The sequence below is a fragment of the Marilutibacter aestuarii genome (genome assembly GCF_006546775.1).
GTDB lineage: Bacteria > Pseudomonadota > Gammaproteobacteria > Xanthomonadales > Xanthomonadaceae > Marilutibacter > Marilutibacter aestuarii.
Window position 1 is genome coordinate 21,163 of record NZ_VICE01000035.1, and the last position, 14,503, is coordinate 35,665.

The window sequence follows — 14,503 nt, forward strand, 5'->3', positions numbered from 1 at the left end:
GGTGTCGCGCAGGCCGAGACGGCTGCGAGGGGCCGGCGACCGCCGGCCGACCGGCGGCCCGCTGCAAGGAGCGGTCCGCCGCGACACCGACCGTCTCCCCCCGGAGACTCCCTGGCCGGTCACCGCGCGGTGTGCATCGCGCGGCTGTCGGCAGGTCTTCGGGCTCTGGACGGGAGCGGGCGCGGAGGGCGGGTGGTGGGTCGGGCCGGGCAGGGCCTACGTCCCGGGTTCCACGCCGCGTTGTTCGCGTCCGGCTCGGCCTACTGTCCGTCGCTTCCCGGGGAGGTTCCCCAGTGCCATGACGGAGTTCGTTTCCACTACCGCTGCGGGGCAGCGCCGGCCTTGGGGGTCATGGACCCGCCGCACCGGACTTCCCTTTTAAGCCGTTCCCGCGCAAGCGGGGCGGCACCGACGGGCACAACATAACCTGTTTTTCCAGCTCGTCAACACCATATCTTGTGTTGCTGGCCGGAAAGGTCGCTGCGACGGCATTTGCCGGCGCGGGCCGGGCACCGGACAATGGCGGCCCCTGCGCCGGCCACTGCCGCCGCCTCCGCCCACCCGACCCGGAAGCCTCCCCATGTCCATCCTCCGCATGACCGACCTCGACCTTGCCGGCAAGCGCGTGCTGATCCGCGAAGACCTCAACGTGCCGATCGCCGACGGCCGGATCACGTCCGAGCAGCGCATCACCGCCGCGCTGCCGACGATCAGGCTGGCGTTGGAGAAGGGCGCGGCGGTCATGGTGACCTCCCACCGCGGTCGTCCGACCGAGGGCGAATGGAGCGAGGCCGACTCGCTGGCGCCGGTCGCCGCGCGCCTGTCCGGACTGCTCGGGATCGACGTGCCGCTGCTGCGCGACTGGGTCGATGGCGTGGAGGTGGCGCCGGGGCAGGTGGTCCTGCTCGAGAACTGCCGCATGAACGTCGGCGAGAAGGCTGATGACGAGGCCTTGTCGAAGAAGTACGCGGCGTTGTGCGATGTGTTCGTGATGGACGCCTTCGGCACCGCCCACCGGGCGCAGGCCTCCACTCACGGCGTGATCCGCGCGGCCGCGGTCGCGGCAGGCGGCCCGCTGCTGATGGCCGAACTGGATGCGCTGGGCAAGGCGCTCGACGCACCCGCGCGCCCGCTGCTGGCGATCGTCGCCGGTTCAAAGGTCAGCACCAAGCTCGAACTGCTTGGCTCGCTGGTGTCCAAGGTCGACCAACTGATCGTGGGCGGCGGCATCGCCAACACCTTCATCGCGGCGATGGGCCACGGCGTCGGCAAGTCGCTGGTCGAGATGGACCTGGTCGATACCGCCAGGAAGATCATCGCCGATGCCCAGGCGCGTGGTGCCAGCATCCCGCTTCCGACCGACGTGGTGGTGGCGCCGGCGTTCGCCGCCGACGCCCCGGCGACGGTCAAGCCGGTGGACCAGGTGGGCGCGGACGACATGATCCTCGACATCGGGCCGGAGACCGCGAAGGCCTACGCCGAACTGATCGCGAAGGCCGGCACGGTGGTCTGGAACGGTCCGGTCGGCGTGTTCGAGTTCGATGCCTTCGGCAAGGGCACCGAGGCGCTGGCGCGTGCGATCGCCGCCAGCCCGGCGTTCTCGATCGCCGGCGGCGGCGACACCCTGGCCGCGGTCGACAAGTACGGCATTGCCGACCAGGTCGGCTACATCTCCACCGGCGGCGGCGCGTTCCTGGAGTTCCTGGAAGGCAAGGAACTGCCGGCGGTCGCGGCCCTCAAGGCCCGCGCGAGCTGATGCGCGACGCGGCAGGGGCGCCGGCCACGCTGTTCTTCGACCTCGACGGCACGCTGATCGACTCGGCGGTCGGCATCACCCGCTGCGTCGCCCACGCCTTCGCGCGGATGGGCCTGGAGGCGCCGCCCGAGGCCGAACTGCGGGGCTGGATCGGCCCGTCGCTGCGCACCAGCTTCGGTCCGGTCCTGGTGGATCCCGAACGGGTGGAGGCCGCGGTGGAGCACTACCGCGAGCGCTTCGACCGGGTCGGCTGGACCGAGCACGAGGTGTACCCGGGCATCGCGGACGTCGTCGAGACCCTGCACGGCCGCGGGCATCGCCTGGCCGTGGTCACCGCCAAGAACGAAGGACATGCGCGGCGGATCGTCGCCCACCTGCCCTTCGGCGAACGCTTCGTCGACGTCGTCGGCGCCACGCCCTGTGGCGCACGCAGCGAGAAGCCGCAACTGGTCGCCGAGGCCCTGTCGCGGCTCGGACTCGCGGCCGAGGCCTGCGTGATGATCGGCGACCGGCGGATGGATATCGAAGGCGCGCGCCACCATGGCCTGCGCAACGTCGGCGTGCTCTGGGGCTTCGGTGGCGAGGCGGAGCTGGTGGCAGCGGGTGCGGAACGCATCGCCGATGCACCGGCTGCCCTGCTGCGCATGCTCGCCTAGCCCGGCCGCGCCGATTTCCAGTCGCGCGCGAGCAGGCCGTAGAGCGAGGTATCGCAGGTCTCGCCGGCGATCTCCCAGCGTTCGCGCAGGCGACCTTCGTGGACGAAGCCCAGGCGTTCGGCGAGGCGGCACGAGCCGGCGTTGCGTGGATCGATGTCGGCCTCGATCCGGCGCAGGCCGAGTGCCGCGAACGCATGGTCGAGGGCGAGCGTCGTCGCCTCCGTCGCCAGGCCGCGGCCCCACGAAGCCGTCTCCAGCATGTAGCCGATGTCGGCCAGCCGCTGCGCGGCGTTGATGTGGAACAGGGCGACGCTGCCCAGCAGGCGATCGTCGTCGCGCGCGGCGATGGCCCAGCAGACCTGCCGGTCGGGCGCGTTGTGGTGCCGGCTGGATTCGAACCTGTCGCGGGCCTGGTCCGGATGCGTCCACGCGGGGTGGCTGCCGTAGCGCATCGCCACGGGGTCGGCACGCAGGGCGAAGAACGCCGGCAGGTCGTCGTCGCGGTAAGGTCGCAGGCGGATGCGGGCGCCTTCCAGGACAGGGGGCTGGTACGCGGGTGGGGACGTCATCGGTGCGTTCCTGTGTCGATGGGTCACAGCCAGAGCAGGCAGGCGCCTATCACCAGGCCGGTCACGAGCATCTGCACCAGGCAGAAGCCCATGATGTCGCGGGCCTTCAGGCCGGCCAGCGCCAGCACCGGCAGCGCCCAGAACGGTTGCACGAGGTTGGTCCACGCATCGCCCCAGGCCACGCCCATCGCGACCCTGGCGACATCCGCGCCCAATGCCTCGGCAGCCGGGACCATGATCGGCGCCTGCACCGCCCACTGGCCGCCGCCGGAGGGCACGAAGAGGTTGAGCACGCCGCCGGCGATGAAGCTCCAGAAGGGCAGCGTCCGCTCCGTGGCGATCGAGACGAAGCCTTGCGACAGGGTCGCCGCGAGGCCCGAGTCGACCATGATCGCCATGATCCCGGCATAGAACGGGAACTGGATGACGATGCCCGCGCCGCCGCGCACCGCCTGCTGCAGGCTGGCCAGCAGGCGCCGCGGCGTGCCATGCAGCACGATCGCCAGCATCAGGAAGGCCTGGTTGACGATGTTGAGGTCGAGTCCGCCGCCGCCGATGAAGTGGTCGGCGAGGAAGCCGATGCCGGCCAGGCCGACCAGCCAGGACAGCCAGCGGCTGTCCTCCAGGCGCTCCGCCGGCGAGGTGGCGCCTGAGCGCGGTGGCGTCGACGCCTCCGGTTCGGGCGCATGCAGCACCGCTTCGTCCTCGGGTGGCAGCATCCAGCGGTTCACCAAGGGCACCACGATGAACAGCAGGGCGACGATGGCGAGGTTGTAGGGCGCGAAGATCGTGCGCGTCGTCGGCACCACGCCCATCGAGTCGACCATGAAGTGCCCCTCGGTGGCGATCGTCAGCGGGATCGAGCCGGCGAGTCCGCCGTGCCAGACGACGAAGCCGGAGTAGGCGCTCGCGACCAGCAGGCGATAGTCCACCCGCACCTGGGCGGCGAGTTCGCGCGCGAACAGCGCGCCGACCACCAGGCCGAAGCCCCAGTTGACCCAGCTCGCCGCCAGCGAGACCAGGCTCACCAGCACGATGGCGCCGCCGGGCCCGCGTGCCAGTCCGGCCAGGCGCGACAGCCACCCCTTCACCAGCGGCGTGCTGGCCAGCATGAAGCCGGTGGCGAGGACCAGCAGCATCTGCATCGAGAACGCGAGCAGGCTCCAGAAGCCACCGCCCCACATGCGCAGCACGGCGATCGGCGCCTGGCGCTCGACGAGCACCGCGGACGCGGCGGCGACGAGGGTCAGCAGCAGCACCAGCAGGTAGGCGTCCGGCAGATAGCGCTCGACGAGGCGGACGGCGGGACGCGAGAGACGGTTGAGCATGGAGGGGCCTGTCGGGTTCGGGACGGTCGGCGCCGCGCAGTCCAAGCCGCAGCGCGCGCGCCGCGCCGTGCAGTGGTCTGCTTTGGCCGAGGACATTTCATACCACTGCGCATGCGTCCGGCGCCATTCGCCGGTCGGCGGCCGCGCGTGGGACGAAACGCCGCGGGCCTGTGCTAGTTTCGGCGGGATCGACGCCAGACTCGCACGCATGACCGCACAACAACGCCGCACCAAGATCCTCGCCACCCTCGGCCCGGCCACCGATCCTCCGGGCGTGCTGGATGCGCTGCTCAAGGCGGGCGTCGACGTGGTGCGGCTGAACTTCTCCCATGGCGATCCGGCCTCGCAGCTCGAACGCGCCGAGGCCGTGCGCGCGGCGGCGCGGCGCGTGGGCGTCGAAGTCGGCATCCTCGCCGACCTGCCGGGCCCGAAGATCCGCATCGAGCGCTTCGCCGAAGGCAAGGTCGAACTCAAGAGCGGCGATGCCTTCGACCTCATCGCCAGCGACGACGCCCCGGCGGGGACCGCGCGCTCGGTCGGCGTGAGCTACCTCGGCCTGCCCGGTGACGTCGCGCCCGGCGACGTCCTGCTGCTAGACGATGGCCTGATGCAGTTGAGGGTCGAGAAGGTCGAGGGCCCGCGCATCGCCTGCGTGGTGCTCAACGACGGCGTGCTCTCGGACCGCAAGGGCCTCAACAAGCTCGGTGGCGGCCTGTCGCTGGGCGCGCTGACCGAACACGATCGTGCGCTGATCCAGTACGCCGCCAAGGCTGACGCTGACTTCATCGCGGTGTCGTTCTGCCGCAATGCCGAGGACATGAACGAAGCGCGCCGGGTCGCCCGCGAGGCGGGCAGCGAAGCCGCACTGGTGGCCAAGGTCGAGCGCGCCGAGGCGATCGAGAACCTGGTCGAGATCGTCGATGCCAGCGACGTGGTGATGGTCGCGCGCGGCGACCTGGGCGTGGAGATCGGCGATGCCGAGCTGCCAGGCCTGCAGAAGAAGATCATCCGCGTCTCGCTCGAGCGCAACAAGGTGGTGATCACCGCGACGCAGATGTTGCAGTCGATGGTCGAGAGCCCCATCCCGACCCGGGCCGAAGTGCTCGACGTGGCCAACGCGGTCATCGACGGTACCGACGCGGTGATGCTGTCGGCGGAGTCCGCGGCGGGGCGCTATCCGATCAAGGCGGTCGAGGCCATGGCACGCATCTGCCTGGGCGCCGAGCGCCAGTTCGCCCACGACACCGACTTCGAGAGCGCGCCGCGCAACCTCGAACGCGCCGACCAGGCGATCGCGATGTCGGCGATGTTCCTGGCCGAGCACATCGGCGTGCGCGCGATCGTGGCGATGACCGAATCGGGCGGCACCGCGCGCTTCCTGTCGCGCTTCCGTTCCTCGGTGCCCATCTTCGGCCTGTCGCGCCACGATGGCTCGCGCCGCAAGATGGCGATGATGCGCGACGTCTTCCCGATCGATTTCGACAGCCGCGGCCTGGCCTCCCGCGATGCCGCGCGCAGCGCGATCCGGCAGCTTTTCGACGCCGGGCTGCTGGACGCCGGCGAGCGGATCATCTTCACCAGCGGCGACCACATGGAGCATCGCGGCGCCACCAACACGCTGCGCCTGCTGCAGGTCGGCGCGAACGGCCAGGCCGAGGGCCTGGGCGAGCTGTGAGCCCCCGGCCGGCGCCCGGCGCAGCTCCGGACGGCGGCACTGGTATTGTTTTCGGGGGTGTCTGGCCGGCAAGTCCTTGATTGTCCGTCCCCGGGAGGAGGCGGGCACGCGGGGACGGGGCTATAATGCGCGGCTTCCCACCCCATCCCCAGGACCCGCAATGAGCATCGAACAGCTTGCCGAAACCGCCCTGGCCATGGTCGCCCCGGGCAAGGGCATCATCGCCATCGACGAGTCGAATGCCACCATCAAGAAGCGTTTCGACGGTGTCGGCATCGAATGCACCGAAGAGAACCGCCGCGCCTACCGCGAGCTCCTGCTGGCCACGCCGAAGCTGAGCGACTACATCTCCGGCGCGATCCTGTTCGACGAAACCATCCGCCAGTCCACCCGCGACGGCGTTCCCTTCGCCAAGCTGATGGCCGACAACGGCATGATCCCGGGCATCAAGGTCGACAAGGGCACGCATGCGCTGGCCGGCTTCCCGGGCGAGGTGGTGACCGAGGGCCTGGACGGCCTGCGCGCGCGCCTGGAGGAGTACTACAAGCTCGGTGCCCGCTTCGCCAAGTGGCGCGCGGTCATCAACATCGGCGACGACATCCCCTCCGGCACCTGCATCGATGCCAACGCCCATGCGTTGGCCCGTTATGCCGCGCTGTGCCAGGAGCAGGGCCTGGTGCCGATGGTCGAGCCGGAAGTCATCATGGACGGCAACCACGACATCGACACCTGCTACGAAGTCACCGAGGTGACGCTGCGCTCGCTGTTCGCGTCGCTCTACGAGCAGAACGTCATGCTCGAAGGCACCATCCTGAAGGCCTCGATGGTCCTGCCGGGCACGACCAGCGGCGACGACGCCTCGGTCGAGGAAGTGGCCGCAGCCACGCTGCAGTGCCTCAAGTCGACCGTGCCGGCGACCCTGCCCGGCATCGTGTTCCTCTCCGGTGGCCAGAGCGACGAAGCCGCGACCGCCCACCTGGACGCGATGAACCGCATGGGCCCCAACCCGTGGCCGCTGTCGTTCTCCTACGGTCGCGCCATGCAGTCGGCGGCGCTGAAGCTGTGGTCCCAGGACATCGCCAGGAACGTGGCCCAGGCCCAGGCCACGGTATACGAGCGCGCTCGCGCAAACGGCCTGGCCGCATTGGGCGAATGGAACAAGGCCGCCTGACCCGGGCAAGCCACGCTTCTGGAGACGCCGGCCTCGTGCCGGCGTTTTTTCTGGGTCTCCTCCCAACCGAGGGGAACAGGGTGCGATCGCGGATGGCTTTGCGCGCCACGAACCCGGCGGTTCCACCCCCCTGCCCAGCGCAGCGCGCTGGGCGTTCGGCCAGACCGCGCGGCAGTGCCGCGCAAGCAGTCCGCCTCACCCCCGCGAACGCTCGGATCCAGCTTTTGCTTTCGACCTTGTCCTCGCCCATCGCCCCGGGCACCTGGTGGGCACGGGACCTGGCGCGAGGTGCTTGGCGTGTTGTGCAGGTGCCCCCCGCTCATACCGGGTGCCCGGGTGCGCTTCGCTTACCCGGGCTACGCGGCGTGTTGCCGTTGATCTTGATCTTGATCTTGATCTTGATCTTCGCGACTTCGAGGCCGCCGAGCACCGCAGGCCCTGCCGCCGGGGCAGGGTGGCCTCAGTCCGGCGCCCCGAGCGCCGCCCGGTAGCGCGCGGCCATGGCGGCGTCGAAGCAACTGAAGACCACGTCCATCGGAGTGCCAGCGGCGTCCAGCCAGCGCAGGACGGTGGACACGGCCACCGGCACCGCTTGGTCCGGCGGGTAGCCGTACACCCCGCAGCTGATGGCCGGGAACGCGATCGAGGCGACGGCATGCTGGCGCGCCAGGTCGAGCGCATTGCGGTAGCCGTCCGCGAGCAGGGCGGCCTCGCCATAGCGCCCGCCCCGCCAGACCGGTCCGACCACGTGGATGACGTGCCGTGCATGCAGCCGGTGGCCGCCGGTGATCCGGGCCTCGCCGGTCGGGCAGCGAATCCCGGGCCGCGACTCGGGCAGGGCGCGGCATTCGGCCAGCAGGTCCGGTCCCGCCGCCCGGTGGATCGCGCCGTCGACCCCGCCACCGCCCAGCAGCGCAGGCTGGGCGGCGTTGACGATGGCGTCCACGGACAGGCCGGTGATGTCGGCCTGCTCGACCCGGCAGCGCGTCCTCGCGGTCGCGTGGCGCGTCTTCACGGGCATCCGCGCCGCGCGTCATCACGGCCCGCGGAGCACACCGGTGTCAACTTATGGGACAGGTGGGCGTTCATGGGGGTGGCTATCCTTGCCGATTGCCCGTGTCCGCGCCGTAGAGAAGTCCAGAGAACCGCATGCCCCGATACCCCGACTGCCCCGTCTCCCGTCGTTCCCGCCGCGTCCGCCGGCTCCATCCTGGCCTGGCAGGGGCGCTCTTCGTGCCGCTCCTGCTCATGGCCTTGGCCGGATGTGGCGACAACAGGGCCGAACAGGAGAAGGGTCCTCGCGCGACGCCGGTGAGCACCGAGGTCCTCGAGCCGCGGTCGTGGAGCGACACTGTCCAGGCGCTGGGCACGGTCAAGGCACGCGAATCGATCACCGTGACCGCCAAGGTCAGCGAGATCGTCCAGGACGTGCATTTCGACAGCGGCGACGAGGTGGAGGCCGGCGCTCCGCTGGTGACCCTCAGCGGCCAGGCGCAGCAGGCGGCGCTCAACGAGGCGCTCGCCGCCGCGGAGGAGGCAAGCCAGCTGTTCAATCGCCAGAACGAACTGGTCGAACAGAAACTGATCGCGCGTTCGCAGTTCGATGCCCAGCGCGCCATCCGCGACGCCGCGCGGGCGCGGGTGGCGCAGATCCGCGCCCAGCTCAGCGACCGCGTGGTGCGCGCGCCGTTTGCCGGCGTGCTCGGCATCCGCCAGGTCAGCCCGGGTGCCCTGGTCACCCCGGGCACGCCGATCGCGACCCTCGACGATACCCGTCGCGTCTACGTGGACTTCCCGGTGCCCGAATCGCAACTCTCCCACCTGGCCGTCGGCCAGGCCCTGGAAGGCCACAGCGAAGCCTACCCGGGACGCAGCTTCGTCGGCGTGGTCAGCACGATCGACAACCGGATCGACGCGGCCACCCGCGCGGTCACCGTGCGCGGCGACTTCGACAACCCGGATCGCGCGCTGCGACCGGGGATGCTGGTCCAGGTCGTCCTGAGCCGGCCCGAGCGCGAGGCGCTGGTGCTGCCGGAGATCTCCATCGTCCAGGTCGGCAACACCTCCTACGTGTTCCGCGTCAAGGACGATGACACCGTCGAGCGGGTCGACGTCGAGGTCGGCGCGCGGCGCGAAGGCCTGGCCGAAGTGCTGGGCGGCGTCGCCGCCGGCGATCGCATCGTGGTCGACGGCACCGGGAAGCTGCGGCCGGGTGCGCTGGTCAGCGAGAGTGGTCCCGCGCCAGAGGCCGATGCGGCCCCCGATGACGCCGTCCCCACCGACGAAGGCACGGACGCCGCCCCCGAACGCGGAGCCTGAGCATGAACTTCTCCGAGCTGTCGATCCGCCGCCCGGTGTTCGCCACCGTGATGAGCCTGTTGCTGATCGTGCTGGGCATCATGGCGTTCAGCCGCCTGACCCTGCGCGAACTGCCGGCGATCGACCCGCCGATCGTGTCGGTGGACGTCAGCTATCCCGGAGCTTCGGCGGCGGTGGTGGAGACCCGCATCACCCAGGTGCTGGAGGACGCGCTGTCGGGGATCGAGGGCGTGGAGACCATTTCCTCGCGCAGCGTCAACGGCCGCTCGTCGGTGACCATCGAGTTCACCCTCGAGCGCGACATCGAAGCCGCCGCCAACGACGTGCGCGACGCGATCAGCGGCGTCGCCGACCGCATGCCCGACGAGGCCGACCCGCCGGAAGTCGAGAAGGCCGACAGCGATTCGGACACGGTGATCTGGCTCAACATGAACAGCACCACGATGGACGCGCTGGAGCTGAGCGACTATGCCGAGCGCTACATCGTCGACCGCCTGTCCAGCCTGGACGGCGTGTCCACGGTGCGCATCGGCGGCCAACAGCGTTACGCCATGCGGATCTGGCTCGACAGCAACGCCATGGCCGCCCGCGGCATCACCGCCAACGACGTCGAGGACGCACTGCGTGCGGAGAACGTGGAGCTGCCGGCCGGACGCATCGAGTCCGACAGCCGCGACTTCACCCTGCGCCTGGCGCGCAGCTACCAGGCCCCCGAGGACTTTGCGCGCATCCCCTTGCGCAAGGGCGAGGACGGCTACGTCGTGCGCCTGGGCGACGTCGCCCGCGTCGAGCTGGCATCCGCCGAGCGTCGCGCCTATTACCGCAGCAACGGCGAGCCGAACATCGGCCTGGGCATCAACAAGACGTCCACCGCCAATGCCCTGGAAGTCGCGCGGGCGGCGCGCGAGGAAGCCGAGCGCATCCAGCCGACCCTGCCGCAGGGCACGGACATCTTCGTCGCCTACGACAGCACGCTGTTCATCGAGGCGGCGATCGAGCGCGTCTACCACACCCTGGCCGAGGCCATCGTGCTCGTGCTGCTGGTGATCTGGCTGTTCCTGGGCAGCTTCCGCGCGGCGTTGATCCCGGCCCTGACGGTGCCGGTCTGCCTGGTGGCGGCCTTCATCCCGCTCTACCTGTTCGGCTTCTCGATCAACCTGCTCACCCTGCTGGCCCTGGTGCTGTGCATCGGCCTGGTGGTCGACGACGCGATCGTGGTGCTGGAGAACATCCAGCGTCGCACCGACCTGGGCGAACCGCGCCTGGTCGCCGCCTCGCGCGGCACCAAGCAGGTCGCGTTCGCCGTCATCGCCACCACCGCGGTACTGGTGGCGGTCTTCCTGCCGGTCGGGTTCATGGAGGGCAATACCGGCCGCCTGTTCCGCGAGCTGTCGGTCGCACTGGCCAGCGCGGTGGCGATATCGGCGTTCGTCGCGTTGACCCTGAGCCCGATGATGGCGTCCAAGCTGCTGCGGCCGCACAGCGAGGAGAAGTCCAACCCCGTGCACCGCTGGATCACCGCGCGCCTGGAGCGGCTGGGCGAGCGCTACCGTCGCTTCCTCGACCGCAGCGTGGAGCATCCCTGGATATTCGGACTGCTGATGGTGGTGTCGCTGGTGGCGATCTTCGGCCTGTTCCGCTGGATGCCGACCGAGCTGGCGCCGCCGGAGGACCGTGGCGTGTTCTTCGTCTCGGTCGAAGGGCCGGAGGGCGCGGGCTTCGACTACACCGTCGAGCAGATCCACCAGGTGGAAACGATCATGGATGCGCAGATCGCCAGGCCCGGCGAGGAAGACCGGCCGATCCTGCGCGCCAACACCCGCGTGCCGGGCGGCTGGGGCGCCAGCGAGGAGATGCACACCGGCAACGTCATCGTCTTCCTGCAGGACTGGGACAAGCGCGACGTCAGCACCAACGACGTGGTCGAGCAGTTGCGCGGGGAGCTGGACAAGCTCACCGGCGTGCGCGCGTTCCCGCGGGTCCGCACCGGCCTGGTGCGCAGTGGCGGCCAGCCGCTGCAGATCGTCATCGGCGGCCCCGACTATGGCGAGCTGGCGGAGTGGCGGGATCGCGTGCTCAAGCGCATCGACGAGAACCCCAACCTGTACGGCGCGGACTCCGACTACAAGGAGACGCGACCGCAGATGCGCGTGCAGATCGACCGCCAGCGTGCGGCCGACCTGGGCGTGAGCGTGTCCTCGATCGGTCGCGCGCTGGAGACCATGATGGGCAGCCGCCGGGTCACCACCTTCGTCCAGGACGGCGAGGAATACGACGTCGTCCTGCAGGCCGACAAGCCCGCGCGGGCGACACCGGCCGACCTGCAGGCGATCCAGGTGCGGGCCCGCACCGGCGAACTGGTGCCGCTGTCGAACCTGGTGAGCCTGACGGAACTGGCCGAGGCGGGCAGCCTGAACCGCTTCAACCGCCTGCGCGCGATCACCATCAGCGCCGGCCTCGCCGACGGCTACCGGCTCGGCGATGCGATCGCCTGGCTCAACCAGGTCGTGCGCGAGGAGCTCCCCGAGCAGGCGCAGATCGACTGGAAGGGCGAGTCGCGCGAGTACCAGAAGGCCGGCAGCGCGGTCCTGCTGACCTTCGTGCTGGCGTTGTTGATCGTCTACCTGGTGCTGGCGGCGCAGTTCGAGAGCTTCATCCACCCCTTCGTGATCATGCTGACGGTGCCGCTGGGCGTGCTTGGGGCCTTGCTCGGATTGCTGGTCACCGGGGGCACGCTGAACCTGTTCAGCCAGATCGGCATCGTCATGCTGGTGGGCCTGGCGGCGAAGAACGGCATCCTGATCGTCGAGTTCGCCAACCAGTTGCGCGATGCCGGGCGGAACATCCACGAGGCGATCGTGGAGGCATCGGCGGTGCGCCTGCGGCCGATCCTGATGACTTCGATCGCCACCGTCGCCGGCGCGTTGCCACTGGTGCTGGCCGGTGGCCCCGGCTCGGCCAGCCGCGCGACGATCGGCGTGGTGGTGATCTTCGGCGTCTCCTTCTCGACCCTGCTGTCGCTGTTCATCGTGCCCGTGTTCTACGTGCTGCTGGCGCGCTACACCCGCTCGCCGGACGCGGTGAAGCACGAACTGGAGAAGCTCGAGTCGCGTACCCCGGAGGCGGGCGGGCTGGCCTGACCGGCGCGGCTTGCGCCCACCTCGCGCGCCCGGCGTCCGGACGCCTTGATGTGCTGGAGAGGCACGCCGTCGACGCACGGCTCGCCCGGGACGACAACCCGGCCAGGGCCGAGAGGCGGCTGGCCCATGGCTTCGAAGGAGAAGAAGCGCAGCGCCGCGCGGTCGTCAAGCGCGGCCGCGTCCACGACCTGCGGACGTTCGCGCACACCCGACCGGGCCTCGACCACGCGCCGTGACCGGTGTCACGAAGGGCGGAGCCTCGCGCATCCGCACGACCGCGGCGCCGATTCCGGGTATCGTGGGCGCCTGATTCGCGGGGAGGCGGGCGGCTGCCCACCGGCCCCTGCTTCGCCGCCATGCGGCCTTGTCCCGGGGAGAGATACGTGGAAGCACTGGTCACAGCACTCAACGACATCATCTGGAGCCGCGCACTGATCTACCTGTGCCTGGGCGCCGGCCTCTATTTCTCGATCCGCAGCCGTTTCATGCAGGTCCGCGGCTTCGGCGAAATGATCCGCCTGCTGTTCTCCGGCCAGTCCTCCAAGGCCGGTGTGTCGTCCTTCCAGGCCCTGGCGATGTCGCTGTCGGGTCGCGTGGGCACCGGCAACATCGCCGGCGTCGCCACCGCGATCACCTTCGGCGGGCCCGGCGCGGTGTTCTGGATGTGGATGGTGGCCTTCCTCGGCGCCTCGACGGCCTACGTGGAGTCGACCCTGGCGCAGATCTACAAGGAGAAGGACGAGAAAGGCCAGTACCGTGGCGGTCCGGCCTACTTCATCGAGAAGGCGATGGGACAGCGCTGGTACGCCTGGCTGTTCGCGCTGGTGACCGTCGTCGCCACCGGCCTGCTGCTGCCGGGGGTGCAGGCCAACAGCATCGCCCAGGGCATGCAGACCGCCTGGGGCATCGAGCCGTGGATCACGGCCACCGCGGTCGTGCTGGCGCTGGGCTTCATCATCTTCGGTGGGGTCAAGCGCATCGCCCACTTCGCCCAGGTCGTGGTGCCCTTCATGGCCGCCGCCTACATGGTCATCGCCCTGGTGGTGGTCGTGCTGAACTTGCAGATGCTGCCCGACATGGTCGCACTGATCTTCAACAGCGCCTTCGGCCGCGAAGCCGCGTTCGGCGCGGTGGCCGGCCTGGCGGTGGAATGGGGCGTCAAGCGCGGCATCTATTCAAACGAAGCCGGGCAGGGCACCGGCCCGCACGCGGCGGCGGCGGCCGAGGTCTCCCACCCGGCCAAGCAGGGCTACGTGCAGGCGTTCTCGGTCTATGTCGATACGCTGCTGGTGTGCTCGGCGACGGCCTTCCTGATCCTGTCGACCGGCATGTACAACGTGCAGGCGCCGGACGGCAGCATGATCGTCAACGAACTGCCCGGCGTGGAAGCGGGCCCCGGCTACGCGCAGGCGGCGGTGGAGACCTTCCTGCAGGGCTTCGGCGCGCCCTTCGTCGCGCTGGCGCTGCTGTTCTTCGCGTTCACCACGATCGTGGCCTACTACTACATGGCCGAGACCAACGTCACCTACATCAACCGTCGCGTGCACCGTCCCTGGCTGACGCTGCTGCTGCGCATCGGCATCATGGCCGCCGTGGGCTACGGAGCGATCAAGAGCGCGGCGCTGGCATGGGGCCTGGGCGACATCGGCGTCGGCCTGATGGCCTGGTTGAACATCATCGCCATCCTGATCCTGCAGAAGCCGGCGTTCCTCGCACTGCGCGACTACGAGCGGCAGAAGAAGGCCGGGCTGGACCCCGAGTTCGACCCCGAGGCGCTCGGCATCCGCAATGCCGACTTCTGGGTCGAGCGGAAGGCGTCGCGATGATCCGCACGGGATCCGTCGCCCATGGCTGAGCCCGGGTCCCCGTGGGGGCGCGGCGGCCGTCGC

11 protein-coding genes and 1 riboswitch are annotated in these 14,503 nt (G+C 70.0%); of the genes, 8 read left to right on the forward strand and 3 right to left on the reverse strand.

Features of this window, described 5'->3' with window-relative positions; genetic code table 11:
* Window positions 1-132: 132 nt before the first annotated feature.
* A riboswitch (cobalamin riboswitch) is annotated at window positions 133-428 on the reverse strand.
* Between the two features lie 152 nt (window positions 429-580).
* Both FKV25_RS03605 and FKV25_RS03610 read left to right on the forward strand, forming a co-directional pair.
* Window positions 581-1,756: a phosphoglycerate kinase gene (locus tag FKV25_RS03605; RefSeq protein ID WP_141517426.1), complete on the forward strand. Its 1,176-nt coding sequence runs from the start codon at window positions 581-583 to the stop codon at window positions 1,754-1,756.
* A complete protein-coding gene (locus tag FKV25_RS03610) occupies window positions 1,756-2,412 on the forward strand; it encodes an HAD-IA family hydrolase (RefSeq protein ID WP_141517427.1) in 657 nt (218 codons plus the stop codon). The genes FKV25_RS03605 and FKV25_RS03610 overlap by 1 nt, the downstream gene beginning before the upstream one ends.
* Here FKV25_RS03610 and FKV25_RS03615 read toward each other — a convergent pair.
* Window positions 2,409-2,981 (reverse strand): GNAT family N-acetyltransferase, encoded by a 573-nt coding sequence (locus tag FKV25_RS03615; RefSeq protein ID WP_141517428.1) that lies wholly within the window; start codon window positions 2,979-2,981, stop codon window positions 2,409-2,411. The two genes, FKV25_RS03610 and FKV25_RS03615, sit on opposite strands and share 4 nt — an antisense overlap.
* Before the next feature lie 23 nt (window positions 2,982-3,004).
* Entirely contained in the window at window positions 3,005-4,309 is a 1,305-nt protein-coding gene (locus tag FKV25_RS03620) for a short-chain fatty acid transporter (RefSeq protein WP_141517429.1), read from the reverse strand.
* A 208-nt stretch (window positions 4,310-4,517) separates the two neighbouring features.
* Here FKV25_RS03620 and pyk point away from each other — a divergent pair, with 208 nt between their 5' ends.
* Window positions 4,518-5,984, forward strand: a complete 1,467-nt coding sequence (gene pyk, locus FKV25_RS03625; RefSeq protein ID WP_141517430.1) for a pyruvate kinase — start codon at window positions 4,518-4,520, stop codon at window positions 5,982-5,984.
* 160 nt (window positions 5,985-6,144) lie between these two features.
* Window positions 6,145-7,155, forward strand: coding sequence for a class I fructose-bisphosphate aldolase (locus FKV25_RS03630; protein WP_141517431.1), 1,011 nt, complete (start codon window positions 6,145-6,147; stop codon window positions 7,153-7,155).
* Window positions 7,156-7,615: 460 nt separating this feature from the next.
* On the opposite strand, the gene FKV25_RS03635 is transcribed toward FKV25_RS03630, so the two are convergent.
* Window positions 7,616-8,170 carry an O-acetyl-ADP-ribose deacetylase gene (locus FKV25_RS03635; RefSeq protein ID WP_246071879.1) on the reverse strand — a complete coding sequence of 185 codons (555 nt, stop codon included), beginning with the start codon at window positions 8,168-8,170 and terminating at the stop codon, window positions 7,616-7,618.
* A 233-nt stretch (window positions 8,171-8,403) separates the two neighbouring features.
* Here FKV25_RS03635 and FKV25_RS03640 point away from each other — a divergent pair, with 233 nt between their 5' ends.
* The 4 genes from FKV25_RS03640 (at window position 8,404) to FKV25_RS03655 (ending at window position 14,440) form a co-directional block, all read left to right on the forward strand.
* Window positions 8,404-9,474, forward strand: a complete 1,071-nt coding sequence (locus tag FKV25_RS03640) for an efflux RND transporter periplasmic adaptor subunit (RefSeq protein WP_141517439.1) — start codon at window positions 8,404-8,406, stop codon at window positions 9,472-9,474.
* A gap of 2 nt (window positions 9,475-9,476) precedes the next feature.
* The gene (locus FKV25_RS03645; protein ID WP_141517433.1) at window positions 9,477-12,614 is read left to right on the forward strand and encodes an efflux RND transporter permease subunit; all 3,138 of its coding nucleotides are present in this window, start codon (window positions 9,477-9,479) and stop codon (window positions 12,612-12,614) included.
* 50 nt (window positions 12,615-12,664) lie between these two features.
* On the forward strand, window positions 12,665-12,850 hold the full coding sequence (locus FKV25_RS03650) for a hypothetical protein (RefSeq protein ID WP_141517434.1): 186 nt from the start codon (window positions 12,665-12,667) through the stop codon (window positions 12,848-12,850).
* Between the two features lie 147 nt (window positions 12,851-12,997).
* Window positions 12,998-14,440 carry an alanine/glycine:cation symporter family protein gene (locus tag FKV25_RS03655; protein WP_141517435.1) on the forward strand — a complete coding sequence of 481 codons (1,443 nt, stop codon included), beginning with the start codon at window positions 12,998-13,000 and terminating at the stop codon, window positions 14,438-14,440.
* The last annotated feature ends 63 nt before the right edge of the window (window positions 14,441-14,503 follow it).